Here is a 26,638-nt window from a genome sequence, read left to right as displayed (position 1 = left end):
CCAGAATGACAGTTGCCACTCTAGTTTTTTTCCTTTCCTATCATTTCATATAGAAGAATTATCTTCTTACCTTAATTTCTTTTTCAGTAACCAATCCGTATCTACCTTTTTCCCAACCATAAAACGATGTTGGCTAAATTTCTCAAAACCATATCGATTATAAAATGCTTGAGCTTTTGTATTATGCTCCCAAACACCTAGCCAAGCCTAGGAAAAACCATTGTTTTCGGCATGTTCCAGAGCAAATTCAAATAGTTGCTTACCAAGCCCAAATCCTTGATATGTTTGTAGCACATAGAGGCGTTGAATTTCAAAAGCGTTCTCTAATTCTCTCTCGGTTTGAGCATTTCCCCAGTTGACTTTGAGAAAACCAGCTATCTCCTCTTCATGCATAATGAAATAGCTTTCGGAGTCAGGATCTTCCAACTCAGTTGACAAAACTATCAGATTATAAGCCTCTTCAAAGTATTCCTGTAACTGCTCTTCAGTATTATCATGAGCAAATGTTTCACGAAAGGTTTGTTTGGCAAGTTTTGCTAACACCTCAACATCTGCTATTTCCACTTTTCTAATCATTATTTAAACTGTTCTGAGAAGCGGACATCACCTTGGTAGAATCCACGGATATCGTTGATTCCGTAACGGAGCATAGCTACACGCTCTTGTCCAAGACCAAAGGCAAATCCAGAGTAAACAGTCGCATCGATACCACTCATCTCAAGGACACGTGGGTGAACCATACCGGCACCCATAATCTCGATCCAACCAGTTTTCTTACATACGTTACAGCCGGCTCCTCCACACTTGAAGCATGAAACATCCACCTCAACAGAAGGCTCAGTGAACGGGAAGTAAGATGGACGCAAACGAATTTGACGCTCTTCACCAAACATTTTTTGTACAATCAACTGGAGGGTTCCTTGAAGGTCCGCCATAGAGATGTTTTTTCCAACAACCAAACCTTCGATTTGGTGAAACTGGTGACTGTGGGTTGCATCGTCTGTATCACGACGGAATACACGTCCTGGTGAGATCATCTTCAAAGGACCTTTAGAAAAATCATGGGCATCCATGGCACGCGCTTGAACTGGAGATGTGTGAGTACGGAGCAAGATTTCTTCTGTGATATAGAAAGTGTCCTGCATATCACGAGCTGGGTGGTCTTTTGGAAGGTTCATACGTTCAAAGTTATAGTAGTCTTGTTCAACTTCAAATCCATCCACGACTTGGTAACCCATCCCGATGAAGATATCTTCGATTTCTTCACTAGTTTGAGTGAGAACGTGACGGTGACCTGTAGCAACTGGGCGACCTGGTAGTGTAACATCGATGCTCTCACTAGCTAGTTGCGCTTCCACTTTCTTTTCTTCCAAGAGCTTAGCTGTTTCTTCAAAGGCAGCAGTTAAGACATCACGAGCCTCATTGACGTGTTTCCCGATAACAGGACGCATTTCTGCAGAAACGTCTTTCATCCCTTTCAGGATTTCAGTAAGAGAACCTTTTTTACCAAGGACAGAGACACGCAAATCTTGCATCTCTTTTTCATTTTCAGCAGTAATCTGCTTCAAGCTAGCTAGCGTTTCATCACGAAGCGCTTTTAATTGTTCTTCAATAGTTGACATAATTCCTCCATCAGTCGCTCGTAGATAAAAAGAAAACCACATGCCAAAAACTCCATACTCGGAGCGTTGACACGCGGTACCATCCGTTTTTATCTGACAAGTCAGACCTTTATTTCTGAATCTATAGGCAAGTGAATTCACCCAGCTTTCATATAGAGAGCTTTCAGTCACGGCTCTCCTCCCTGATATACTTCCCCTGAGATACTAGTCTTGCAGATTCCTATTTAATTATTATTCATTTTATCAAATTTCAAGCATTCTTGCAAGATATTTTACGACTAATCAACATAGTCCCCACCTTCAAAGCCGTAATACTCTTCCAAGCTGAGACCACTTGCAGCGATGTCCTTGGCTTCTTTTCCGACGTAGCGAAGGTGCCATTCTTCAGCCATATAGCCTGTTTCTTTTTCCTTACCTTTGAGATAGCGAACGACGAAGCCATAGTCTGCTGCATGGTCCAATAGCCATTGGGCAGCCTTTTCTTCAGTCACTAAATCTCCATTTGTTCCAATTAGGTCAAAGGCAAGGCCAGTTTGGTGTTCACTGTAACCAGGTCTTGCAGAATAACGGTCAGCTTCAGCCTTGCCATCTTTATCTACATAGTTTTGATAAAGCTGAGTTTGAGTTTCATAACTTCTAAAACCACTATAGTTGTCGCTAATCGGGAATCCTGCTTGTTGCATAGCTGCGATAAGTTTCAACAGTTCTGCCTTTGCGGTAGGATTTTCTCTTGGATTGTAATCTTTTGACATAGGATAATGCTTATTAGCGACAACAATCTCATCGTACTTTCCTTGAATGCTGTAGTGATCTCCTTTGTTGACCACTTCTGCTTTCTTTTGACTAGCTTCTTGAGACTCACTTCCCGCGGTTCCTTCTTCTACAGTCTTTTGTTCTGTAGAAGACTTGGCCTCTGAAGTTGCCGACTTTTCTTGTGAACAAGCTGCCAATGTCAAGGCTAATAATCCTGATAAGATAAGGTATCTTTTTTTCATCTGTTATCCTTTCATTTAATCATCTGGTTTAAAGTCTCAGATAATCTTGCAATCAAGCCATCTAATTTACTTCCCTTAACTTGATATTCTTCAGCAATCATTTCTTCCCATGGAACCCACCAAACTGGACCACGACCATTAAGACCGTGTCCCTTCATATCACCCTCTCGTCTGGGAAAAATATGCCAGTGGGCATGTGCATCTCCATTTCCCAATAACTCTACATTCATCTTTTGAGCAGAAAAAGCTTTAGAGACAGCTTCTTGGACCAAGCTCATTTCCTCTAAAAAACGAAGTTTGACTAGAGCTTTCATATGATGCAATTCTGTGACATGTTCTTTTGCCAGGAATAAAGTATAGCCTTCAAAATACTGGTGGTCTCCAATGACAACATAGCCTGTTTCTAATTCCTTGACAAAGTAGGGATTTTCCCCTGCCTTAATCAATTCAATTCGTTGGCAAATCAAGCACATCTTAGTCTACCAATCCACTCTTGAGGTAAGCGTCCACCATACGCTCGGTAGCAAGAACAGAATCGATATGAGTTCGCTCGTAAGAGTGACTAGACTCGATACCCGCTCCTAGAAGAGCGTGTTTGACTTCTGCTCCAGCTGACATAGCTGCAGAAGCATCCGAACCGTAAAATGGATAGATATCTAGTTTAAATGGAATGTCTTGGTCTTTTGCTAGAGCAACCAGATGTTGACGGAATTCATAGTGATAAGGACCTGAAGCATCTTTGACACAGATAGACACTGTGTACTCATCCGTCTGCTGGTCATCTCCCATTGCTCCCATATCTACTGCTAGATATTCGACAACTTGACTTGGGATACTTGAGTTAGCACCATGCCCCACTTCTTCAAAGACCGAAAAGGCAAAGTGCGTAGTGACAGGAAGTTCAACTCCTTCTTCCTTATAGACTTTGAGGAGATTTAGAAGGATAGCTGCACTGACCTTATCATCCAAATGACGCGATTTGATAAAGCCTGTCTCAGTTACGACAGTTCGTGGGTCAAAGCTGATAAAGTCACCAACCTCAACACCAAGTGCGTGTGTTTCTTTTTCATTGGTCACTTTTTCGTCCAAACGTACTTCCATATTATCCTGCGTGCGTTCAGCAGTTCCAGCGTCCTTGTATACGTGACAAGAAGTTTGGTGGATCAAAATCGTACCTGAAATAGTCTTACCTGTACTAGCCACATGAACTGTACAGTTTTCTCCTTCAATCATGTTCCAAGGATAACCACCAATACGGTCCATTTTGAGACGGCCATCGGGTTTAACAGCGCGAACAATAGCTCCCAATGTATCCACATGGGCTGTCACATAACGCTGTTTGTCATCATTTTTACCTTTAAAAGTAACGTTAACTCCACCTTTAGCAGTACGGATTGGTTGATAACCTAGTTTTTCAAGAGTTTCAACTAAATAATTCGTAATCTCACGTGTAAAACCAGTTGGCGATGCGATAGCAGTTAGTTCTTTAATATATTCTACAGTTTGATTCATTTCTTCACCTCTTCTTAATATTATATCACTTTTCCCATCTGAGTATGTGTAAAAAAGAAACATTCAAATACTTTGAGTTTGAAATTATCCTATGTTATAATAAAATTAACTTCATTAGGAAAGGAAGTATTATGAAAAAATTTTTTAGGATTGGACTGTGCCTTGCTATATCAATCTTTTTCCTCTTAGGATGTTCCAAGGGTTCAAGTACTTCTTCTGCTCAAACTAGTACAGAAGAAACTACTGAAGCGAAAACCACAGTGCAAGAAACAACTGAGATAAAAGCAGAAACAAAAACAGTAATTTTTTTCAACGACACTCGTCCGGGCTTAACGTCTACTCTAACCTACACTGTTGAGGGGGATAAAGTCTTGAAACAAACTGGCCATAATGTCTATGATCCAGAACCTCTAAACAAAACACCAGAGGAGTTGAAAGCTCTGATCGAAGAAACCTATAAAGGATATCAAGAGATTAAAGGAGTTACGCAAACCATTGACATTCAAGATGGAAAAGTTGTTCAAGATGCAGAACTTGATTTCTCAGTTGCTAGTCTTGACGAGCTTAGAAAAGCTTTTCCAAAAGAATACTCTGGAACCGGGCAGACTGTAAGTTTTGTTGCTTCCAAAAAAATGCTCACAGAACTTGGTTATACGGAAAAAACTAACTAATCAATTTGTATAATAAAAAACTTGGCAATAAAGCCAAGTTTTTTTATTCCATTTCAAATACTTCACTTTCTTGTTTGTTTGGAAGAACCAGAGAAAGCAAGATACCGATAACAGCTGGTACCAACCATGGCAGAGAAGCCTTGGCAAATGGTAGAGCATTAACAAGATTTGTTAGTACTTCAATCTTAAATGTATTACCTAAAACACTTGCGATAGCAATTGCTGTTACCAATCCCATTGTCAATTGCATCCCTGGTTTTGAAAGAGCCACAAATTTATTGACAATAACAATCATCACAATCGCAATAGTGATTGGATAAAGAACAAGAAGGACTGGGATTGAGTATTTAATAATGTTACCTAGTCCTAGATTTGCAATAGCAAACCCAATTAAAGTAAAGGCAGTCGCGTAGACCTTATAGCTGATTTGCGGGAAACGTCCGTTAAAGAACTCTGCAGTTGATACAATCAAACCAACGGTTGTCGTAAAGCAGGTTACAGTTACCATGGCTGCAAGGAATAATTGAGCAGTTGACCCAAAGATTTCCTGAGTTGCTTGTGACAAGATGTAAACACCTGGAGTACCAGCCTTCATCGCTTCTTCCGTCACAGGGAAATGATTTCCAAGGAAGGCCAAGCCAATATAGAGAGCACTAAATCCAAGAGCTACAACAATTCCAACTACCCAAATTGTAGAAATATATTCTTTCTTGCTTGAGAATCCAAGTTGTTTCATGGTTTGCACAGCGATTACACTAAAGGCAACAGATGCGAGAGCATCTAGAGTATTATATCCTTCAAGGAATCCTGCTCCAAATGCTGAAGCTTGATAAGCTGCTGTCGCAGCTTGTGGTGCATTTCCACCGTATTTAAAGGCTCCAAGAACTACCAAAATGATAATCAAGATGGCAAAAACTGGAGTCAAGACACGCCCAATACGATCCAAAATCTTAGAAGGATTAAGAGCGATCAAATAAGCTGCAACAAAGTAGATAAGTGTGAAAACAATCAAACCTAATCCCTTATCTGCTTCGGCCAAGAGTGGACTAATCCCTACTTCATAAGCCGTTGTCGCAGTACGTGGAATGGCAAAGAATGGTCCGATTGATAAATACAGAACTGCTAGGTAAAGCGTCGCAAACCAAGGGGCAATCTTCTTTGAAATCTCATAAATATAGCCTTTAGGATTGAGGGTTCCGATAATCAAGGTCAAGACTGCAAGTCCAACACCTGAAAATACAAATCCTGCAATAGCAGGGAGAAAATGTTCCCCAGATTGAGCACCTAGGGTAGGGGGGAAGATTAAGTTACCCGCACCAAAAAATATTCCAAACAGGAGTAATCCTGTTAAAGCACCTTTTTTAGCCATAAACTCTCCTTATAAAAATAAAATACTTTCTTAGTATAACATGATTAAAGGCTTGAAAAGGCGATCTCGAAATAATTTTAAAATGTTTTCAATTTTCTGACTATTTTACTACAAAAATTCCCTGGAGATGATGGCTCTAATAACTCATTTCTCCAAGGAATCCCTTACCTATTCGAAAGCATCCATACCGCCTGGAACATTGACGACATCATAACCCTTTTCTGCTAAAAATTGACAGGCATGAGCTGAACGGATACCAGACTTACAAATGACATAGTAGGTTTGATTTTTATCCAATACCTCATAGGTATCTGCTAAAGAACTCAAGGGAAGGTTTTGAGCACTTTCTATATGAACTTGCTTAAACTCTACTTCTTCTCTCACATCAATAATGGTCGAACAGCCATTCTGACATAGTTGGTAAAAATCCTCAAAGGCGATTTCTTTCATCTCTATTCTCCAATTATTTTCTTTACTCTCTTTTTCAAGTCAGGTAAAACAACTGCTTCAAACCAAGGATTCTTTTTCATCCAGATTTGGTTCCGAGGTGACGGGTGCACCAAAGGGTAATAATCTGGCAAATAATCCTTAAAGCGATGCACACGGTCTGTTACCTTGCCAGTGACTTTCTCATGCAGATAGTAGGCCTGAGCATACTGCCCAATCAAGAGGGTTAATTGAATATCTGGTAATTCTTTCAAAAGTTTAGGGTGCCACTTTTCTGCAAAACCAGGTCTAGGCGGTAAATCACCGGATTTCCCATGCCCTGGAAAATAGAAATCCATGGGCATGACTGCAAAATAACCTGAATTGTAAAAAGTATCCTCATCCACACCTAACCAGTCTCGCAAGCGGTCCCCACTTTTATCCTTCCAGTAAAGTCCAGCCTCTTGAGTTTTTAGCCCAGGTGCCTGCCCAATGATATTAATACGAGCTGTTTTGGGAGCAGCAAAGAGGGGCTCTATCCCCTGTTCTGTATAGCTTTGGTTTTGTGGATCTTCCATGATGGCTTGTTTGATTTTTTGAATTTCTGACATGGTTTCTTCTCTTTCTCTAGCAATTTCAAAAAGAAGTCTAAGAGTGAATCTCAGACTTCTATAGCATTATTTGATCAATTCATAGATAGCTTCTGCATAAATTGCTGCTGCTCGGAAGAGATCGTCCAAGGCGATAAATTCATTGGCTTGGTGCATAGTGTCGATAGAGTCTGGGAACATAGCACCGTAAGCTACACCACGTTCTAAGAGACGGCCAAATGTTCCACCACCGATAACTTGCTCGTGACCTTGAAGACCTGTTTGTTTTTCATACACGTTCAACAAGGTTTGTACAAGTGGATCTTCCATTGGAACATAGTGAGGTGTGTGACCATGTTCTGATAAGCTAACAGATACAACTGGCAAGTTTTCAAGAACTGACTTAATTTGCTCTGGGCTTGTTCCTTTTGGATAACGGAAGTTGAGGGCAATGGTATTATCAGCACTTGCTTCGTCAAAGCGGAAGACACCAGCATTCATAGAAAGGGCACCCATTTTTTCATCCACATGAGCAACCTTCAAATTTTTACCTTCATGGTCATTCAAGAGAATCTTACCAGCAATGTCAAGGAAGTCTTTTGCAGGACCTTCAAAGGCAAACTGGCTGAGGAAGAGAGCAAGATAAGTGGCACCATTGATACCTGATGCAGGCATAGCACCATGGGCAGATTTACCGATAATGGTCACCTTATACTGACCATTTTCTTCTTGGATTTCTCCTCTAAGCTTGTGTTCTGCAACGAAGTCGTCTAGCTTAGCTTGCAAATCAGCTAAGTCCCCTGAAACAACTGCTGTTGCTGATTCTGGCACCATGTTTTCACGCAAACCACCTGTGAAGCTGTGAAGACGAGCTGCACCCTTGTTTTCACCAGCAAAGTGGAGGTATTCTGTGATATTTCCTTTTTCACCATTAATAATAGGGAATTCAGCATCTGGAGAGAATCCAAAGTCTGGTTTTGCTAGTCCTACATGGTCAAAATAGTAGTCCATGTCAGCCCAACCTGATTCTTCATCAGTTCCCACGATGAAACGAACTTTCTTAGAAGTTGGAAGTCCAAGCTCCTTGATGATTTTCAAACCATAGTAACATGCTGTTGTAGGTCCCTTGTCATCTGATGCTCCACGCGCATAGAGGCGGCCATCCTTGATGGTTGGTATGTAAGGGTCTGTATCCCAACCACTACCAGCTGGTACTACATCCATGTGAGCAAAGATACCGAGAACTTCTTCCCCTTCACCAAACTCAAAATGTCCTGCATAGTTGTCGACATTTTTTGTTGGGTAACCATCACGGTCTGCAATTTCAAGGAATTTTTCCAAGGCTTTCACTGGCCCTGGTCCAAAAGGATGTTGCGAATCAGCCTTACTGTCATCACGTTCTGAGTTGATTTCCAAAAGGCTGAATAAGTCAGCTAAAAGGTCTTCTTTGCGTTTCTCTACTTCTGCTGTAAAATCAATTGTTGTCATATTTTCTTCCTATCTTTTCTCGATGATTTCATCTACTGGCAAGCGGTAGCTTGGTTCTAATTTTTTATCTGTGTAACCCACGGTAATCAAAAGTTCTGGGCGAAAACGTGGATCGATTTCTAAAACTTCATTAACTTTTGATTTGTCAAAACCAAGAATAATATTTGAACCAATTCCTTGGTCTGTCAAAGCTAAAACAAGGTTCATGGCTACTAATCCAGCATTGAGGGCTAGGTAGTCACTGATTTGTTGCTCACTATAACGAGCATACTCTGCTGGAAGGTTTTTCAAGAAGTATTGAAGTTTTTCTTCCGAAAAATTCTTAGCCCCACCAATACGGGCAATCTTACGCGCACGTTTTGGCAAATCTGTATCAGAAAACAAAGCGATAGTTACGGGTGCTTCTGAAACTTGGTCAAAGTTCATACCATAAGCCAACTTAGCCAATTCTTTATTTTTCTCACGGACTACAACAAATTTCCAAGGTTGGATATTGTGAGCACTTGGTGCTAAAGTAGCAATCTCAATCGCTGTACGAACATCCTTTGGATCTACTGGCTTATCAATAAATTGCTTTGTCGCATGACGTTTTTTGTTTAATTCAAGAAATTTCATATACATATTCCTTTTCTATTTCTACTCTTTCCATTTTACCACATTTTAACAGAGCTGGCTGGTATTTTCTTTAGGAAAAAATAACCTTTTCTTCCTTTTGGATAGTTTTTACTTCTCCAAGTCTCAAATCCTGTAGAATAAGCGTTTTTACAAGTAAAAAGCAGACGAAAATCACCTGCTTGATTCTTATTATTGAGCTGAAATAGCTTGGTTTGCTGATTCTAGGGCTTTTTTCATTACATCACGTGCAGTCTTCAATTGTTGTAGGAAAATAGTACGTGCTTGTTCAGGCATTGCAGTATCATCTGATCCAGCTGCTGAAAGACCATCGTTAAAGGCTTTTCTTGAATCTTCCATAGCTTCAAGAGCTGGTTCTACTTGCTCTGTGTAAGTTTCTTTTTGATCTACTGGAAGCTTATTGCCGATTTCTTCTACATATTTCTTGTAGCTATCAATCAACTTACCGTAAAGAGTTTTCATATCTCCAATTGATTTGGCATTATCAATTTCTTCATCAGTCAGAAGAGTAAAATCAGATGTTGAAGTATTTGAAGTCTCAGTTTTTGATGCGGCTGTTGTTGTTTCTGCAACAGTTGTTTCTTTGCTGGCAGTTTCTGAAGATTTATTTCCAGAGCAAGCAACTAAAGTAGCAACAGATAAAAGTACAAGGCTAGTAGCAAGAAGTTTTTTCATAATGATCTCCTTAGATGATTTTTTGTATATTCTATTTTACTGCAAAATAATTTAACAGTCAAAATTTTACTGGATTATGAATAAATTTCTATAAATTACTTGCTCTATAATCATTCGAAAATAATCTTTTTCTATCACTTTGATAGAAAATATATATTAGCTAATTTATCTGTACTCTGGTAATCTATTACTAACAGAAAGTAAAAGGAGATTCTTATGAAAAAATTATTCTTATTATTAGCCATTAGTCCCTTGTTGGTGGCCTGTGGACAATCTAAACAGGAAAGTACTTCAACTTCTACTACTAGTTCTAAAACCATTGTCGTAGCCACTGCCGGAGACATCCCACCTTTTGACTTTGAACAAGATGGTAATTTAACTGGATATGATGTTGAAGTTTTAAAAGCGGTCGATGAAAAACTGGACCAATACAAGATTGAATTTCAAAAAACTGCTTGGGAGAGTATCTTCCCTGGAGTTGATGCTGGTCGTTACCAAGCTGCTGCCAACAACTTGAGCTACACCAAAGAGAGAGCCGACAAATACCTCTACTCCCTACCTATCGCTAAAAATCCTTTGGTTCTCGTGAGCAGAAAAGACAAGGCTCTTACCTCTCTCCAAGACATCGCTGGTAAAACAACCCAGGATGATACTGGAACATCTACTGCCAAGGTCGTTACTGACTGGAACCAAAGCCACTCTGACAATCCTGCAACCATCCAGTACTCTGGTGAAGATGTGGCTAAACGTCTAACTGACCTCGCCAACGGTGAATTTGATTTCCTAATATTTGACAAAATCTCTGTTCAAAAAATTATCCAAGACCGAGGTTTAGACTTGAATGTAGTTGACTTGGAAAGCAATGATAATCCAAATAACTACATTATCTTCTCAAGTGATGAAAAAGAATTTAAAGAACAATTTGACAAGGTTCTCAAAGAACTCTACCAAGACGGAACCCTTGAAAAACTTAGCAAAACCTATCTCGGTGGTTCTTACTTACCAGATGCATCAGAATTGCAATAAGAAATACTAAAAACGATTGGCTCGTCCAATCGTTTATTTAGTATCTTTTAATTAAAGCAACTCTTACAAAAAATCAAAATAGGTCTTCACATCCTCTACATATCCATGCTTTTCAATTAAACTAGCTAACAAATCTCTATTATGACCTTGATAGTTGTCCTCACGTCGTAATTCTTCATACATTTCGATAAAAGGAAGACCTTTGGTCTTAGCTGATTCTAGCTCTTCTTCATAATCATAAGCAACTTTTCGAAATTGGATATTGACCAATTCACCATTTTCAGTTTCAAGTAAGGCATACTGGGCACGGTGATTTTTCAGCCCTACCCAGTCAAAATAAGGCATACCAATCGAACCTGGATTGATGATTTGTTGACCTTTGCTACCATAACGAAGCAACTGCTTGTGAACATGACCATAGACGGCTACATCAGTAGTTTCATCAAGTAACTGGTCAAATTTTTCGGTATCATTTTCAACCAGCAAATCACCACCATAATTTTTCTCAGGCAAATTATGTGAAAGAGAAAAGCGCAAGCCTTCTACTTCTTTCTTGGCTACCATAGGTAGATTTCTCAACCAATCAATATGCTCTGGGTTTAGACGCTCCATCAGATACTGAGTCATCCTGAGAAGCTGAATTTCTTGGGGATCCTCCAAACCATATTGCCCATCTAAAGCCTCTAACACACAATCATCCCAGTTTCCTCGAACAGATGCTGTAATGGGAAGGTCTTTCAAAAGATCCACCAAGTCATTTGCTCCCGGCCCAGGAAGAAAAATATCTCCCAGAAGCCAATATTCAGTCGCTCCCAAATTTTTAGCGTCCTCAAGCACTCCAGCTAAGGCCGTCGTATTGCCATGAATATCTGATAAAATTGCAATCTTATGGTTCATTTTCTGCTCTTTCTTTAGTGGATAGCTTTCAGTCTATCCAATTCACTCTTATAATTCTGTACTTTTCTTTATTATAGCATAAAATCGCTAGAAGATTTTATAATGGAAATATTCTGATCAACTTTCTCTTAAAAATATGTCAAAAATAGTTGACATTTCATTTCCAAAAGAATATACTATAGTCAAATATATGTGACATAAACTAAAAAGGAGGAAGCATGAATCGTGTAAAAGAATTTCGCAAGGAACTTGGCAAGTCCCAACTCGAACTTGCCAAGGATATCGGCGTCTCGAGGCAGACCATCAACATGATTGAAAACGACAAGTACAATCCCACCCTGGAACTCTGTCTCAATCTCGCTCGAAGCCTCCAAACTGACCTCAACAGTCTCTTTTGGGAGGATGATTTTTAAAAAGGAGAAGAAAAATGAAAAAAGAAACCCTCGCTGAAAAACTGATCAAACGCACATACGGCATTTCTGATCCCCTTGACGAATACAAACGGCGCGAGGCTGATCGTATCGGCAACCAAGTCTTTATCATCCTCTTTTATCTGATGATTTTCGGAAATCTTATTCCACTCCTTCTGGCCTATAAATATCCTCAGCTAGTGGCTCTAGTCTATCCTCCTCTAATTTTAGTGATTGCCCTCATCGCTGCTGGATATCTCACCTATCAAATGCAAAAAACAGGGATTACAACTATTGAACCAGATATGCTGAGCGAGAAAGAAAGTAAGCAACTACGCTACCCAGGTCTTAAAGCAGGTTTGTTCTTTGGTCTATGGATGTTTTTTATAACTCCTCTTCTCGGTATACTCATAGGTGAAGGTCAGAACTATTTTCAGTCTCTTCTCACTATAAGAAATGGTGTATCAAGTATTCTCGGTTCTATTTTCTTCGGAGCGAGCATACAGTTCCTCATCTCCCGTCGCATTGCAAAAACTAAGAAAGATCCGGATGAGGATTAGGAGGTACCTTATGAAATCATTACTAACTTTACTTACCTATCATCTTTTGTTCAGTTCTCTGTTCATCTTCATCATCGTTTCAGGGAACTTGCCCATCTACGAAATAGTCCTTGTTCTTGTCTTTGTTCCAGCCCTCAACAAAGGACTGACTTATCTAAAGATCGACTCCCAAAAAACGCGCATACTCAACTTAGCACTATACTTTATAATTCTATCTTTTCCACAACTGATGCTCATCTCAAGAGGTTGGAAATACTATTTACTGTTCACTATCGCTACCCTTTCTTCTATCACTTATCTTTATTATCTCTATCAATTCGTAAAAGAAACAAAGTAACATCATTCATTTAGGAGAAATAATCCATGCAAAAAGAAGACTTAACAACTCGCTTACTTCGAAATTTCTTTCATATCCAAGGCCCCTTTGATGAATGCCGACAAGAGGTTATCTATAAGGCTTGCACCCGTTCCATGGTCCAAATCTTTTACTCTTCCTTCTTTCTCTTCCTGTTCTATATTTTGTTCGGACGCTTTATAGAAATTGTTCGATCGGTTATGCCCTACCTCTATTTTGGACTCATTTTGTTCATGAGTATAAAAGCCCAAAGAGCCGTCCAAGAGCTTCATCTTGAAAAGGATGACAAATCAGAAATCATCTACAAAACCTACAGCAAACACCAAATAAAAGTTCGTAGTTGGTTGGTATTTATAAGTATTGAGATTGGTTTATTTGCTCTGTTGCTCTTTCATAAACTCTTCGTTCAGCAGATGCCCCTTTCAACTTTCTTGGAAAAAATCATCCAAACAGAGATAATGATTCCCCTACTTGTCTTTGGTCTTAGTATTGGAGCAATCTTTGGGACTATGGTCTACGGCTTTCTATCACTACATGAGGAGAAGTAAGAAACTGCATTGTTTTTTTGGAGTTTCGGCATATGTTGTGCTAGTAAGACAAAGCAGAATTAGAGAGGTAGTTATAAATAAAATAAGTTTTTCATAGCATTTCTCCTTTATTTTTTGTATGATTATAACAGAATATTTTAAACATGAAAGGGTTTTCATGGAAAATGATGTGTTTTTTGATTATTTTTTAAAATCACTTAGGTTTCATTTTGGTGATAGGTGTGAGGATTTTGGATTTATAAAGTTTTTTAAAGATGAAAACAATAGTTTTATTACCATAGAGGATTATGCTTTAGAAGCATTAGTAGTATTGTCAAATATTTTGAGTAAGGAGAGGATTGTGTTTTCTTGTGGAATTATTCATAGTAAGGGGGTAGTTACTGGAGTAGAAGTGTGTATGAATGTATTAGAGTTAGAAAGATTAAATAATTTGTATAAGATATAGTTTTGAAGAATACAAAAAAAGATAAGGGAAGCTGTCTAAATGTGATGTGTAGGTTGATAGTATCAATGTTTCCTAGTTTTAGAACTGCCTTGTTTCGAATGGTTCCAAAATACTTCTAAAACTAAATATAGAATAAACCCCTAACACTTCTCCGTGCTAGGGGTTCTTTTAGTTACTTAAATATCTCACATATTCTACTAATACGTAGATAAGGATTGTTAAACAAATGATAATCTCTAACCAAACGAGGAGGTTAAGGGCCGGAAACTGCAGAATGCCTTGGGACATTTTCAATGAAGTTGCTGTAATGATAGTAGGAAAGGTCAGGGCTGAAAAGGCTGGTTGAAAACCTTGTTTTAAAATCCTTGGCAAGCGACTAAGGACAAAGAAAAAGAAGGTCTGTGATGCAAGGATCACAACTAGTAAAATCCAACTAGGCAGACTAGGACCTCCAACTCTCACTAATGCTGCCAAAAGGAGAGAAAATGGAGCACAATAAATTCCTTCTTGCCCTAGTAAAGCCAGCGGTAATGGATTTTTCCTCAAATCTTGATAAATTAGAGGGTAAAGGATAAGGGTTAAGATAAAACCAAAAATCCAAGCTCCATAGGCAATCCCAACAATGCCCACCACGGGGTAGGTCAAACTTGCTACTGCTATTCCTACATAAAGAACCGTCCAAGTTGGTGTTGCACTGGCCCTTTGTTTAACCAAGACATAGTTCTTTGTAAAGTATAAGATAAGGTAAACATCTAGAAGAAAAGCAAACCACCAGAGAATCTGTGCGACAATGCTCATGTTCGGGGGTAAGATTCGTAATAAATACGTTGATAAAATCATCCCTGCCATGGGAAAGGTTGCCATTCCTGACAAAACAGGGGATTTCTTTAATTCTTGCTTACTTTCATGCCAGTTATTGAGGTGGCTTACCAAAAAATAAAACCACAAAATCAAGCCTGACAAACTAAAGATGTGTGATAAAAGCGGAAAAATATCCAAGATGAGATTTCCTGCTCCAGCCAATCCCAATAAGCAACCTGAAAAGGCTAAGGGGAGTTTTTTCATACCAACCTCCGAAAATGACGTTACTAACAGTATAGCATAAATAAAGCTCAGCTAGACAAGCCTTCATAATTTTTTTTGGCTATAAAACGATTGTCCCCTTTTAAAATACTCACTAACAATAATGATTGAAATAAATTCATTAAAAGAGTACCTATCACTTGATAGGTACTCTTTTGACATTTCATTCTATAGCTTGGTTAGCCTTTAAAGGTTACGATTGTTGCACCACTTCCACCAGCATTTTGAGGTGCATAGCCAAAACTCTTGACTTGTTTGTTTCTCTGTAAGTATTTGGTTACCCCTTCGCGGATGACTCCTGTACCAATACCGTGGATAATGTCCACTTGAGCCATGTTGTTGAGTAGGGCTTGGTCGATAAAGGCATCCAAGGCTTCCATAGCTTCCTCGTAGCGTTTGCCACGAAGGTCTAATCGAGCCTGTGGTCCTTTACCACCTGCCCGTTTGACAACGTTGACTTGTTTTTTCTTGACTGGTACTTCTTGCTGAGCCTGAACCAAGTCAAACTCTTTTTCTTCAAGGGTCATCTTAATCAAGCCAACTTGAGCTTCCCAGCGACCATCCTTGAGTTGATTGGTCAAGGTACCTCGTTGACCATAGCTTAAAACGATGATATCATCCCCAACTTTTGGAGCTCGTTTTTTCTTAGCCTTTTGGAGAACCTTATTTTTAGAAAGATCAACTTTTTCAGGTGCTAATTTCTTGAGTTTGGCCTTGGCTTCGATAATCTCATGTGGTTTTAGTTGAGATTTACTGTGAAGATTTTTAAGAATATCATCACTTTCTGCCAGAGCCAAGCCAACAATCTCAGCAGCTTGTTCACGCGCCTTATTGAGCTCTGTTTCCTTCTCACGGTTGAGCTCATTGTAAAGTTTTTTTAGCGCACGGTTCATCTTGAGATTTTCTTGCTCGACTTGACGAATATTCTCAAGGCGTTTACGGCTTTCAAGTGTTTGCTCTTCCAACTGTTCAATAATGCGATTGACATCATTGTCTTGATTAATCTGCTTGCTAGCGTCACCTACGATGACATCTGACAAGCCGAGACGTTTAGCAATCTCAAAGGCGTTGCTTCGACCAGGTACGCCTTGCATAAAGCGATAGGTCGGGCGCAGGCTAGCTGTATCAAACTCCATGCTGGCATTCTGAACATAGGCAGTTTCAATTCCGTAGGCCTTGAGTTCAGGATAATGAGTGGTTGCCATAGTCTTGACCTGACGCAAGCGCAAGTCCTCTAGGATAGACATGGCAAGGGCTGCACCTTCTTGGGGATCTGTTCCTGCTCCAAGCTCATCTAGTAACAAGAGCGAGTTTTGATTGATCTTACCAAGAATATCAACGATATTGGTCATGTGACTAGAGAAGGTTGAAAGACTTTGTTCGATGGATTGTTCGTCTCCGATATCCGCAAAGACCTCCTCGAAAATCCCCACACGACTTCCCTTATCGGCCAAAATCGGCAAACCTGACTGAGCCATCAATTGTGTCAAACCTAAGGTTTTGAGCATAATGGTCTTACCACCCGTATTGGGACCAGTGATGACGATGGCTGTTAGATCTTTACCAAAGTGTACATCATTAGCAACAGCATTTTGCACCAAGGGATGACGAACATGGAGGAGTTGAATCTCCTGGTCCTCAGAGACTTGTGGCACTACTGCTCCTGTCTCTTGGATAAAGCGGACCTTAGCCCGAATCAAGTCCAAATGCCCAATAATCCATGCATCATTTGCGATTTCAGCTGCATGCGGTCTTACTCGTTCAGAGAGTTCTTGCAGGATACGCATCATCTCATAGCGTTCATCTGCACGAAGACTAGCAATTTCCTCACTCAGCTTGACCACTTCACGCGGTTCAATATAGACAGTGTTCCCGCTGGCAGAAATATCATGAACCACACCGGCAATCTTATTACGATAGGTGTTTTTGACAGGGAGAACCTGGCGACCATTTCTACTAGCGATGATACCTTCAGTCAACATCTGAGCCTTTTGTTTGAGAAGTTCTTGCAAGACGTCACGAACTTGGCTCTCGCTATCATGGATTTTACGACGGATTCGTGCCAAGTCTTCACTAGCAAAATTCTCAATAAATCCAGCATCATTGATAGCTTGGAGATTACCCTGCAGATGCGGAAAATCATGAAGTTTCTCAAACCAATTTGCCAAGTGGTCCAAGCGTACATTTTCAAGATTATCATAGAAATTTTTCAGTTCACGGCTGGCAAATATGACACGTTTGAGAAGGAGAAATTCCTCAATGTTGAGGTCAGCACCCATCTCCAGACGTTTGCATGTGGCTGCGATGGCTTTTGTTCCCGAGATACTGAAGTGAGGATGCTCAACAAAGAGTTGCTGCATCTCTTCCATCTCTGCAAAAGCCTGCTTAATCTTATCTTCTCTATCTGTTGGAACTAGCTCTTTCAACTGTTCTAGTCCCTGTTCGGTCAATAAATGTGGCTCAAATAAAGCCTTGACCTTATTAAATTCTAAGGTTTCTAATATTTTTGTATTCATGTTCTTTCCCTAATTCATGAGCTAATAGAACTTTTCAAAAGAAATTTGCATTCTCTCATAAGCTCATAGAATTGTAAACAAAAGGCTAGGAATAATTCCCGCCCTTTTTATCCGATTAATTTTGTTACCCAGAGCTGTTTAATCAAATCAGTAGTGAATGGTATACTCTGGATCATATGTTTGGCTACTATACTATTTTCAAGTGAATTTTGAACAACTCCCAGTGGAACCGTTGCAAGAATGGTCAAGATCATCTGGAGGACAAATAAGGTCGCTCCAATAGATAGGACACCCGCCCCGATTCGGAAGTATTTTCCTCCTAGTTTTTTACTTGACACAAGGTTTAAAAATAGACCGATAAAACGACCGAAACTATAGAAAATACCAAAAGCTAAGAGATAACCAATACCTGCGTAAAAGACCTTGTCCAGTTGGAAAAGCTGGTCAGAAGGAAAGAAGAAGGTTCCCTGTCCTTCTTGAGGATTGGCATAAGGCAAAAGTAAATGAAACTGTTCACCTAAGGACTGGTAAAAGGTTCCAGCAAGATATGCTGAGATTACTGTAGCCACAAGATAATAAACTTGTAGAAGCAAGCCTCTGCGATAACCGATGTAAAAGCTCCAAGCAAGAATCAATAAAAGAATAATGGAAATCATAAAGGATCCTCAATCTTGCTCTGCTCTTGTTTTGCCGCAACCACTTGATAACGAAGAGCCTCTAGCTGCTGCTCCTTCTCATCAAATTCGATTTCACGACTGAGCTGGGTTGATAAGCAATTAATGGCTAACAAAATAGCCAGAGTCTCATCATCCGTCCCAGGCATTTGCTCCTTGAGAGCTTCATATTTTTCTGTTGCAACCTTTGCAATCTCCTCCATAAAAAGGTTATCATGCTCGGTTGTTAGGGTTAATGTCTTTTTTCCGAATGAAAACTTATATCGATTTAAATTTGCCATAAAATTCACCTCACGATATTATACCAAATTTCACTAAGTTTGTCAGTTTTTACCAATTCTACCGCTTTTATGGTACAATAAGAATTATGGCAAGTATTACATTAACTCCGAGCGAAAAGGAAATCCAAGCCTTTGTTCAGAAATATGAACAAGCACTGACTCCTAGTAAAAATCCTTATATTCGCTATTTTTTGAAACTTCCGCAGGCAAGTGTTTCCATCTACACATCAGGAAAAGTCCTCTTGCAAGGAGAAACTGCTGAAAGCTATGCTAGCCTTTTTGGTTATCAGGTCAGCCCAGTAGTTAGTGGACAAAACTTTCCGATGATTGGAACTGATGAAGTAGGAAATGGTTCCTACTTTGGTGGTCTAGCTGTAGTGGCATCCTTTGTTACTCCTGACCAGCATGACTTCTTACGAAAACTTGGTGTCGGAGATTCGAAGACCCTGACCGACCAGAAAATTCGTCAGATTGCGCCTATTCTCAAAGAAAAAATTCAGCATCAAGCACTCCTCCTGTCACCTACCAAGTATAATGAGGTGATTGGTGAGCGCTACAATGCTGTGTCTGTCAAGGTAGCTCTTCACAATCAAGCAATCTTTCTCCTCCTTCAAAAGGGAGTTGAGCCTGAAAAAATTGTTATTGACGCCTTTACCAGCTCACAAAATTATGAAAAGTATCTAAAAAATGAAGCCAATCATTTTCCTAATCCAGTCACGCTAGAGGAAAAAGCTGAGGGCAAGTACTTGGCTGTTGCCGTTAGCTCCATCATTGCGCGTGATCTCTTCCTAGAAAATCTTGAAAACCTAGGTAAAGAGCTAGGTTACCAACTTCCAAGTGGGGCTGGAACTGCTTCTGATAAGGCAGCTAGCCAAATTTTACAATCCTATGGAATGAATGGTCTTCATTTTAGTGCCAAAGTACACTTTAAAAATACTGAGAAAGCTAAACAGCTTCTAGAAAGGTAAAATATGAAGTATTTTAAAATATTTTTAAAAGAGTGGGGAATTTCCTTCCTGATTATTGCATTAGTAGGTCTCAGCCGTCTCTTTCTCTGGAGCAATGTTCGTGTAGAAGGACACTCTATGGACCCTACTCTAGCTGATGGAGAAATTCTCTTCGTTGTCAAACACCTACCAATCGATCGCTTTGACATCGTGGTAGCCCATGAAGAAGATGGAAATAAAGATATTGTCAAGCGGGTTATTGGCTTACCAGGTGACACCATCCGTTATGAGAACGACAAGCTTTATATCAATGGTCAAGAAACTGATGAGCCTTATTTGGCAGAATACCTCAAACGTTTCAATGAGGACAAGCTACAAAGTACTTATGCTGGAACAGGATGGGAGGGTACTAAAGGTGAATATTTTAGAAATCTTGCTCAAAAAGCATCAGCATTTACTCTCGATGTAAACTTTAACACTAGCTTTACCTACACAATCCCAGAAGGTCAATATCTACTACTCGGAGATGACCGTCTGGTGTCTAGCGATAGTCGCCATGTTGGTACCTTTAAGGCAAAAGATATCATTGGTGAAGCCAAGTTCCGTTTCTGGCCACTGAAACGAATTGGAACATTTTAAGAACACTAAGAGGCCGAGAAATATAAATCTCAGCCTCTTCTCATTCTATTCTGAATGATAGATTTCATTCAGGAATGTAAAGGAATTATATGGAAGTCTATTTTACAGGTACGATTGAACGTATTATTTTTGAAAATATCAGCAACTTTTACCGTATTCTCCTTTTAGATATAGAGGATACCAATGCTGAGGACTTTGATGATTTCGAAATCATTGTTACAGGGACCATGGCTGATGTTATCGAGGGAGAAGAATACACTTTCTGGGGGCAGATTGTCCAACACTCCAAATACGGAGAACAACTGCAGATCTCCCGTTACGAAAGAGCAAAACCAACTAGTAAGGGATTGGTCAAATATTTCTCTAGCAGCCATTTCAAAGGGATTGGTCTTAAAACTGCCCAAAAGATTGTGGAACTCTATGGGGAAAATACTATCGATGAAATCTTGGAACATCCTGAAAAACTTGAGACTATCTCAGGACTATCTTCTAAGAGCCGCGAAGCCTTTGTTTTTGCTCTTCGTCTCAATTATGGGACTGAGATGGTTTTAGCCAAACTAGCCAACTACGGGATTCCTAATAAATTAGCTATTCAAATTCAGGATACCTATAAAGAGGAAACCATCGATATCGTTGAGAATTATCCTTACCAGTTGGTAGAAGATATCAAAGGTTTGGGTTTTACTATCGCTGACAAATTGGCGCATGAATTGGGCATCGAAAGTCAGGCACCTGAACGCTTTCGAGCTGGCCTTGTTCATAGCCTTTTAAATGCTTGTATGGAAAGTGGGGATACTTATGTTGAAGCCAGGGACTTGCTAGAAAAAACTATTAGTCTCCTGGAATCCTCTAGACCCGTTGAAATCAACCCTAACCAAGTAGCTCAGGAATTAGCCTATCTTATCGAAGAAGATAAGGTCCAACAGGTAGATACCAAAATCTTTGACAATAGCCTCTTTTTCGCAGAGGAGGGCATTCATAACCACCTCTTGCGAATTCTTGAAGAGGCAGATCTTAAGCATCAAGATTTAACAGTCATACAAAAACATATCACAAGTGTTGAAAAAGAATTGGGCATTCATTACGACGACATCCAGAAACAAGCCATTTGTGACGCTATCCAAAACAAGGTCTTTATCCTAACAGGTGGTCCAGGAACAGGAAAAACTACTGTTATCAATGGTATCATCGCAGTTTATGCACTTTTAGAAGGACTAGACCTCAGGAAAAAAAGTGATATCCCTATTCTATTAGCAGCTCCAACAGGCCGTGCGGCTCGTCGCATAAATGAACTGACAGGTTTGCCAAGTGCAACCATTCATCGTCATTTAGGAATGACGGGAGATGACGACACTAGTCATCTAGAGGATTATTTAGATGCTGACTTTATCATCGTGGATGAGTTTTCTATGGTGGACACATGGCTAGCCAACCAGCTCTTCTCTAACATCTCCTCTAATAGTAAAATCCTCATTGTTGGAGATAGTGACCAATTGCCTTCGGTTAGTCCTGGTCAGGTCTTAGCTGACCTCCTCCAGATTCCGATGCTTCCCCAGACTCGCTTGGAACGGATTTACCGTCAGAGTCAAGAATCTACCATCGTAACTCTGGCCAGTCAAATCAGACAAGGGATTTTGCCAGAAGATTTTACCCAGAAAAAGGCAGATCGCTCCTACTTTGAAATCGTCAATAGTCACATCCCAGCTACTATTGAAAAGATCTTGGATGCAGCCCTCAGAAGCGGAATCCCTGCTCGTGACATTCAAGTCCTTGCTCCCATGTACCGAGGAACTGCTGGTATTGACGCCATCAACCATCTCATGCAGACCCTCCTCAATCCTCCACAAAAAGACCAGCTTAGCTTTGAAGCTCCCCAGTGCCTCTACCGAACTGGGGATAAGGTCATTCACCTAGTCAACGATGCTGAAGTCAATGTCTTTAATGGAGATTTGGGCTATATCACAGACCTAATCCCAGGTAAATACACCGAGTCCAAGCAAGATGAGATTGCCATTGATTTTGACGGCAATGAAGCCATCTATCCACGCAACGAATGGTATAAAATCCGTCTGGCCTACGCCATGAGTATCCATAAATCGCAAGGTAGTGAATTTCCGGTTGTCATTCTCCCTATCACCAGCTCTAGCAAGCGAATGTTGGAGCGAAACCTCATCTACACAGCAATCACACGAGCTAAAAGTAAGCTAATTCTCCTAGGTGAATTAAGAGCCTTTGACTATGCAACCAAACATATGGGAACTGCTCGCAAGACTTATCTGATTGAACGATTCAGTGAGCTCATGGAAACCATTGAACAAACTAATACTCCTCATACAGAAAAAACTACTTCTGGACAATCCTATGTCCTCACCGAGGACAATTGGTCAACCATTCCAGCCATGATTGGTATTACAGAAGATGATCTTCAAGAGTTTTTTGGTAAATAGAAGACAAAAAAACCACCAATTCCGGTGGTTTTTCTATATCTTTAAAAGATTATTTTACTGTTGCTGTACTTGTAATCAATTCAACAGCTTTCTTAACAGCGATATCATGTTTCAACATATCAGCTGAAAGCAAGTTTTGTACTTGAGCAACTTCCATATTGTAGTCTGCAGCCAGTTGCTCGATTTCTTTTTGGATTTCTTCTTCTGTAGCGTCAAATCCTTCAGCTTTAGCAACTGCTTCGATAACAAGGTTAGTCTTCGTACGTGACTCAGCTTCTGCTTCGTATTGTTTGTGAAGGTCTTCTTGAGTAGTACCAGTGATTTGGAAGTACATATCAGGGTTGATACCTTGACGTTGCAAGTTTCCAAGGAATTCATTTACTGAACGGTGAACTTCTTCGTGAATCATTTCTTCTGGAAGTTCTACGATTTCAGCGTTAGCTACTGCAAGATCAATTGCTGCACCTTCAACTGCATCATTGTATGCTTCTTCTTTAGCAGCTGCCAATTCATTGCGGTATTTTTCTTTCAATTCAGCAAGAGTTTCTACTTCTTCATCGATGTCTTTTGCAAGTTCATCGTCAAGAGCTGGAACTTCTTTTGCTTTTACTTCGTGGATAGTTGTTACGAATTTAGCTTCTTTACCTGCAAGGTCTTCTGCTTGGTAGTCTTCTGGGAATGTTACAACTACATCAACAGTTTCACCAGCTGAATGACCTACCAATTGGTCTTCAAACCCAGGGATGAATTGACCTGAACCTAGTCCAAGTGAGAAGTTTTCACCTTTTCCGCCAGGGAATTCTACACCGTCGATAGAACCAACGAAGTCGATAACGACAGTGTCACCATCTTCAGCTTCACCTTCTTTAATAACCAATTCAGCCAAGTTGTTGCGTTCGCGTTCGATGCGAGCATCAACGTCAGCGTCTGTTACTTCTTTTTCTACATCTACTGATACTTCAAGGTTTTTGTAGTCACCTAATTTAACTTCGGGTTTTGTAACGACTTCAGCAGTGATTACCCAATCTTGACCTTTTTCCATTGAAGTTACATCAATTTTTGGTTGAGCAACAACTTCAAGACCAGCTTCTTTTACAGCTGCTTCATAAGCGTTTGGTAAGAGAGCATTCATAACGTCTTGGTAAAGTGACTCTTCACCAAATTTTTGGTCAAAGATAGGACGTGGAAGGTGGCCTTTACGGAAACCTGGAACATTAAGAGATTTCTTTACTGAGTTAAAGACACGGTCCAATTCTGGCTTGATTTGGTCTTGAGAGATAGTGAAAGTCAAGACACCACGGTTTGTTTCTTTGTTTTCAAATGATACAGACATTCTGTCATTTCTCCTTAAAATTTTTAATACAGTCCATTATACCACATTTCAAGCATATTTTTCAAGTAATGAATGCGCTTTTCAATGATACTAAAGGTACATCCTATGACCCCTAAAATTCATCATGTCCCACCAAGTGATGCTGAAAGGCATATACTGCTGCTTGTGTTCTGTCACTAACTTCCAGTTTTGCAAGTATATTAGAGACATGGGTCTTGACTGTCTTTAGGGAGATAAAGAGCTCATCAGCAATGCGCTGATTTTCATAGCCCTTAGCAATCAGTTGAAGGACATCGCGTTCACGCGCAGTTAATTCTTCGTGAAGTTCCACATGATTGCGGTGATATTCTACTTTCTTGCTAACCTCTTGTTCAATTGCAAGTTCTCCAGCTGCTACTTTACGAACTGCATGTAAGAGTTCATCAGCACTGGAAGTTTTGAGCATGTAGCCCCTAGCCCCAGCATTCAAAACTGGCATGATTTTTTCATTGTCTAAATAAGAAGACACAATCAGGATTTTAGCCTCCGGCCATTCTTTGAGAATAGCTAGAGTTGCGTCAATTCCATTCATTTCAGGCATGACAATATCCATCACAATCACATCTGGGCGAAGAGCCAAGGCCATGGAAATCCCTTCGGCTCCATTAGTTGCTTCTCCAACAACCTCTACATCATCTTGTAGTTCAAAATAACTTCTTAATCCAAGACGTACCATTTGGTGGTCATCTACTAATAATAGTTTCATTTTATTTCCTTTTGTTAGTCAATCAAGCAAGGGGATCCGAATATCCACTGCCAAACCCTGCTTGGGTGCTGTTAATAGTTGTACGGTCCCTGCCATATCTTCCACTCGTTCTTTGATATTGCGTAGTCCATAGCTCAGTTCATCAACATCATCTAACTGAAAACCTCTACCATTGTCCACTACTTTCAACTGTAATTCTGTTTCAGTCTGATAAAGATAAACATCTAGACAAGAAGCTTGGGCATGACGGAGAGTATTACTAATCAATTCTTGGACGATACGAAAGACATGCTCCTCAATCTTTTTAGGCAATTCGTCTACCTGATATTTAAAACTGACTTTGAGTTCACTTTTTTCTTCCAATTCTTTAAGAATCAACTGAATCCCGTCAACCAGACTCTTTTGTTCCAGTTCTATCGGTCGCAAATGTAAGAGTAGAATACGCAAATCTCTCTGGGCTGTCTCCAAAATAGCTGTCACACTCTGGAGTTGTGTCTGCATCTTCTCTTTCTCTAATCTGGAAGCTTGTTGACTGAGTCCCGATAAAATCATATGGGCAGCAAAAATTTCTTGGCTAACCGTATCATGCAAGTCACGCGCGATTCGCTTGCGCTCCTTTTCAATAATCTCTTCTTCTTTGACCAAGGCTTGATTATCCGCTTTTTGAATGGCTTCTGTCAGGAGACTTAGTTTCCCAGACAGACTCTTAAAACTCGCATCCAAGTCTGCATCTCCTACAGAGGCTACTTCCTTACCAGCTAATAAGCGTTTCAGATTGATTTGAATAGTTTTACGTGACACTTCGTCAATCAATCTCCAAAAAAGAATGAAAAAAAAGGTCAAGGAAATACTGAAAATCAAGGCTAGAAAAACCAATTTTTGTGTCTTTTCTAAATCTTGGAGTAAATATTGCCAGTCTATTTCTAAGACATTGAAGAGACTTCGAAAAAGGAAGACAACAAATAAAAGTGAAGTAATGCTAATTAAAATATAGGTTTGCTTTTTCATCCTCTCACTACCTCAACATCTCCAACCATGGTCGTCAAGACAAGCTTAACACTCTTATGGCTCTTGAGATAATCTCTCGTTTCTTGATGATAGTGCTCATTCCGAAGTGCTCGTTTAGGTTGGTCTAGAAAAGTCAAATCTCCATACAAGGAGTTGATACTGAGACTAATTTCCACATCAACTGGGACAATGATTTTTGTGGTACCAACAATCTTTCTCAAGATAATGACATTATCGTGATTAGTTAAGATAACTTTCTCCAGATGGATAGTATCCTTACCCATGAGACGAAAAAGATTGATATCATCAAAACGACAAGTCTGGTAGCTTGAGAAATGGTGAAGATTCCCAAACCAGCGATTTTTGTCCCTCTTTACAGTCACAACATCTTCATATACCAGATTGGTAGGCTCCCTTTCCTCATTCATCATAGGGTAAAGGAGGAAGAGACTGTATATCAAAGCTACAAAAATAGCTAAGATAACAAAAGGATTGAGCATAATGATGAAGAAAAATAGGATGCTCACCGCCACTAAAAAGAAGTTATTGCCTTGTCTACCTGTATAATAGCGAATCAGGAGTAAAAACAAGAGTAAAATGAGTAGAAAACGGGAAAAATGCTCTGATACCATCATAATCAGAGCTCCTGTCAATAAACAAGCTTCAATAAATAGAAAAATTTGAAATTTTCTCATGTAACCGTCCTCTCTACTTAATTGTATCACAAATCCCAAAAGTCACAT

29 protein-coding genes and 1 pseudogene are annotated in these 26,638 nt (G+C 39.8%); 10 read left to right on the top strand and 20 right to left on the bottom strand.

Annotated elements, in window-relative coordinates:
* Positions 1 to 66 precede the first annotated feature (66 nt).
* From QM941_RS00805 to QM941_RS00785, 5 genes and pseudogenes are all read right to left on the bottom strand, one after another.
* A pseudogene (locus QM941_RS00805) lies at positions 67 to 576 on the bottom strand (N-acetyltransferase family protein).
* Positions 576 to 1,622 (bottom strand): phenylalanine--tRNA ligase subunit alpha, encoded by a 1,047-nt coding sequence (pheS, locus tag QM941_RS00800; RefSeq protein WP_414338861.1) that lies wholly within the window; start codon positions 1,620 to 1,622, stop codon positions 576 to 578. Before pheS ends, QM941_RS00805 begins: the two are co-directional and overlap by 1 nt.
* Positions 1,623 to 1,900: 278 nt before the next feature.
* A complete protein-coding gene (gene ldcB / locus QM941_RS00795) occupies positions 1,901 to 2,617 on the bottom strand; it encodes an LD-carboxypeptidase LdcB/DacB (RefSeq protein ID WP_414337769.1) in 717 nt (238 codons plus the stop codon).
* Positions 2,618 to 2,628: 11 nt separating this feature from the next.
* On the bottom strand, positions 2,629 to 3,090 hold the full coding sequence (locus QM941_RS00790) for an HIT family protein (protein WP_414337766.1): 462 nt from the start codon (positions 3,088 to 3,090) through the stop codon (positions 2,629 to 2,631).
* 1 nt (position 3,091) lies between these two features.
* Entirely contained in the window at positions 3,092 to 4,129 is a 1,038-nt protein-coding gene (locus tag QM941_RS00785) for a M42 family metallopeptidase (protein ID WP_414337764.1), read from the bottom strand.
* A gap of 131 nt (positions 4,130 to 4,260) precedes the next feature.
* On the opposite strand from QM941_RS00785, the gene QM941_RS00780 reads away from it, so the two are divergent.
* A complete protein-coding gene (locus QM941_RS00780; RefSeq protein WP_414337761.1) occupies positions 4,261 to 4,800 on the top strand; it encodes a DUF1307 domain-containing protein in 540 nt (179 codons plus the stop codon).
* 43 nt (positions 4,801 to 4,843) lie between these two features.
* Here QM941_RS00780 and brnQ read toward each other — a convergent pair whose 3' ends face one another.
* From brnQ to QM941_RS00750, 6 genes are all read right to left on the bottom strand, one after another.
* Positions 4,844 to 6,169 carry a branched-chain amino acid transport system II carrier protein gene (gene brnQ / locus QM941_RS00775; protein ID WP_414337758.1) on the bottom strand — a complete coding sequence of 442 codons (1,326 nt, stop codon included), beginning with the start codon at positions 6,167 to 6,169 and terminating at the stop codon, positions 4,844 to 4,846.
* A 168-nt stretch (positions 6,170 to 6,337) separates the two neighbouring features.
* Entirely contained in the window at positions 6,338 to 6,619 is a 282-nt protein-coding gene (locus QM941_RS00770; protein ID WP_414337755.1) for a rhodanese-like domain-containing protein, read from the bottom strand.
* Positions 6,620 to 6,621: 2 nt separating this feature from the next.
* Positions 6,622 to 7,206 carry a uracil-DNA glycosylase family protein gene (locus QM941_RS00765; RefSeq protein WP_414337752.1) on the bottom strand — a complete coding sequence of 195 codons (585 nt, stop codon included), beginning with the start codon at positions 7,204 to 7,206 and terminating at the stop codon, positions 6,622 to 6,624.
* A 66-nt stretch (positions 7,207 to 7,272) separates the two neighbouring features.
* On the bottom strand, positions 7,273 to 8,673 hold the full coding sequence (gene pepV, locus QM941_RS00760) for a dipeptidase PepV (protein WP_414337749.1): 1,401 nt from the start codon (positions 8,671 to 8,673) through the stop codon (positions 7,273 to 7,275).
* Between the two features lie 9 nt (positions 8,674 to 8,682).
* On the bottom strand, positions 8,683 to 9,288 hold the full coding sequence (locus tag QM941_RS00755) for a nitroreductase family protein (protein ID WP_414337746.1): 606 nt from the start codon (positions 9,286 to 9,288) through the stop codon (positions 8,683 to 8,685).
* 189 nt (positions 9,289 to 9,477) lie between these two features.
* On the bottom strand, positions 9,478 to 9,981 hold the full coding sequence (locus QM941_RS00750; RefSeq protein ID WP_414337743.1) for a hypothetical protein: 504 nt from the start codon (positions 9,979 to 9,981) through the stop codon (positions 9,478 to 9,480).
* A 216-nt stretch (positions 9,982 to 10,197) separates the two neighbouring features.
* On the opposite strand from QM941_RS00750, the gene QM941_RS00745 reads away from it, so the two are divergent.
* Entirely contained in the window at positions 10,198 to 11,007 is an 810-nt protein-coding gene (locus tag QM941_RS00745; RefSeq protein WP_414337740.1) for an amino acid ABC transporter substrate-binding protein, read from the top strand.
* A gap of 63 nt (positions 11,008 to 11,070) precedes the next feature.
* Here QM941_RS00745 and QM941_RS00740 read toward each other — a convergent pair whose 3' ends face one another.
* A complete protein-coding gene (locus QM941_RS00740; protein ID WP_414337737.1) occupies positions 11,071 to 11,904 on the bottom strand; it encodes a metallophosphoesterase family protein in 834 nt (277 codons plus the stop codon).
* A 218-nt stretch (positions 11,905 to 12,122) separates the two neighbouring features.
* On the opposite strand from QM941_RS00740, the gene QM941_RS00735 reads away from it, so the two are divergent.
* From QM941_RS00735 to QM941_RS00715, 5 genes are all read left to right on the top strand, one after another.
* Positions 12,123 to 12,317, top strand: coding sequence for a helix-turn-helix transcriptional regulator (locus QM941_RS00735; RefSeq protein ID WP_006152985.1), 195 nt, complete (start codon positions 12,123 to 12,125; stop codon positions 12,315 to 12,317).
* 14 nt (positions 12,318 to 12,331) lie between these two features.
* Positions 12,332 to 12,874 carry a DUF3278 domain-containing protein gene (locus QM941_RS00730; protein ID WP_414337734.1) on the top strand — a complete coding sequence of 181 codons (543 nt, stop codon included), beginning with the start codon at positions 12,332 to 12,334 and terminating at the stop codon, positions 12,872 to 12,874.
* A 10-nt stretch (positions 12,875 to 12,884) separates the two neighbouring features.
* Positions 12,885 to 13,211 (top strand): hypothetical protein, encoded by a 327-nt coding sequence (locus QM941_RS00725; RefSeq protein ID WP_414337731.1) that lies wholly within the window; start codon positions 12,885 to 12,887, stop codon positions 13,209 to 13,211.
* A gap of 26 nt (positions 13,212 to 13,237) precedes the next feature.
* The gene (locus tag QM941_RS00720; protein ID WP_414337729.1) at positions 13,238 to 13,777 is read left to right on the top strand and encodes a DUF3278 domain-containing protein; all 540 of its coding nucleotides are present in this window, start codon (positions 13,238 to 13,240) and stop codon (positions 13,775 to 13,777) included.
* A gap of 118 nt (positions 13,778 to 13,895) precedes the next feature.
* On the top strand, positions 13,896 to 14,222 hold the full coding sequence (locus QM941_RS00715; RefSeq protein WP_414337726.1) for a hypothetical protein: 327 nt from the start codon (positions 13,896 to 13,898) through the stop codon (positions 14,220 to 14,222).
* Between the two features lie 168 nt (positions 14,223 to 14,390).
* Here the strand turns inward: QM941_RS00715 and QM941_RS00710 are convergent, their stop codons facing one another.
* The 4 genes from QM941_RS00710 to zapA all read right to left on the bottom strand — a co-directional run bounded on the left by QM941_RS00710 (position 14,391) and on the right by zapA (position 18,776).
* Entirely contained in the window at positions 14,391 to 15,287 is an 897-nt protein-coding gene (locus tag QM941_RS00710; RefSeq protein WP_414337724.1) for a TDT family transporter, read from the bottom strand.
* A gap of 197 nt (positions 15,288 to 15,484) precedes the next feature.
* Positions 15,485 to 17,821, bottom strand: coding sequence for an endonuclease MutS2 (locus QM941_RS00705; protein WP_414337721.1), 2,337 nt, complete (start codon positions 17,819 to 17,821; stop codon positions 15,485 to 15,487).
* Positions 17,822 to 17,928: 107 nt separating this feature from the next.
* Positions 17,929 to 18,477: a CvpA family protein gene (locus QM941_RS00700; protein ID WP_414337718.1), complete on the bottom strand. Its 549-nt coding sequence runs from the start codon at positions 18,475 to 18,477 to the stop codon at positions 17,929 to 17,931.
* Positions 18,474 to 18,776, bottom strand: coding sequence for a cell division protein ZapA (gene zapA / locus QM941_RS00695; RefSeq protein ID WP_414337717.1), 303 nt, complete (start codon positions 18,774 to 18,776; stop codon positions 18,474 to 18,476). Before zapA ends, QM941_RS00700 begins: the two co-directional genes overlap by 4 nt.
* A gap of 86 nt (positions 18,777 to 18,862) precedes the next feature.
* Between zapA and rnhC the strand changes: the two genes are divergently transcribed.
* The 3 genes from rnhC (at position 18,863) to QM941_RS00680 (ending at position 22,809) form a co-directional block, all read left to right on the top strand.
* Complete coding sequence (gene rnhC, locus QM941_RS00690) at positions 18,863 to 19,744, top strand: ribonuclease HIII (RefSeq protein WP_414337714.1); 882 nt, start codon at positions 18,863 to 18,865, stop codon at positions 19,742 to 19,744.
* 3 nt (positions 19,745 to 19,747) lie between these two features.
* The gene (gene lepB / locus QM941_RS00685) at positions 19,748 to 20,362 is read left to right on the top strand and encodes a signal peptidase I (RefSeq protein ID WP_414337711.1); all 615 of its coding nucleotides are present in this window, start codon (positions 19,748 to 19,750) and stop codon (positions 20,360 to 20,362) included.
* An 89-nt stretch (positions 20,363 to 20,451) separates the two neighbouring features.
* Positions 20,452 to 22,809 carry an ATP-dependent RecD-like DNA helicase gene (locus QM941_RS00680; RefSeq protein ID WP_414337708.1) on the top strand — a complete coding sequence of 786 codons (2,358 nt, stop codon included), beginning with the start codon at positions 20,452 to 20,454 and terminating at the stop codon, positions 22,807 to 22,809.
* 49 nt (positions 22,810 to 22,858) lie between these two features.
* Here the strand turns inward: QM941_RS00680 and tig are convergent, their stop codons facing one another.
* From tig to liaF, 4 genes are all read right to left on the bottom strand, one after another.
* Entirely contained in the window at positions 22,859 to 24,142 is a 1,284-nt protein-coding gene (tig, locus tag QM941_RS00675) for a trigger factor (RefSeq protein WP_414337706.1), read from the bottom strand.
* 112 nt (positions 24,143 to 24,254) lie between these two features.
* Positions 24,255 to 24,887: a response regulator gene (locus tag QM941_RS00670; RefSeq protein WP_414337704.1), complete on the bottom strand. Its 633-nt coding sequence runs from the start codon at positions 24,885 to 24,887 to the stop codon at positions 24,255 to 24,257.
* Between the two features lie 18 nt (positions 24,888 to 24,905).
* Positions 24,906 to 25,895: a sensor histidine kinase gene (locus QM941_RS00665; RefSeq protein ID WP_414337702.1), complete on the bottom strand. Its 990-nt coding sequence runs from the start codon at positions 25,893 to 25,895 to the stop codon at positions 24,906 to 24,908.
* Positions 25,892 to 26,590, bottom strand: coding sequence for a cell wall-active antibiotics response protein LiaF (gene liaF / locus QM941_RS00660; RefSeq protein WP_414337700.1), 699 nt, complete (start codon positions 26,588 to 26,590; stop codon positions 25,892 to 25,894). Before liaF ends, QM941_RS00665 begins: the two co-directional genes overlap by 4 nt.
* Between the last annotated feature and the right edge of the window lie 48 nt (positions 26,591 to 26,638).

Origin of the sequence: Streptococcus timonensis (assembly GCF_047460355.1) — a bacterium.
In the GTDB taxonomy this organism is placed as follows: domain Bacteria; phylum Bacillota; class Bacilli; order Lactobacillales; family Streptococcaceae; genus Streptococcus; species Streptococcus timonensis_A.
The sequence above is the reverse complement of the archived record's forward strand: the minus strand, read 5'-3'. Positions and strand labels throughout refer to the sequence as shown.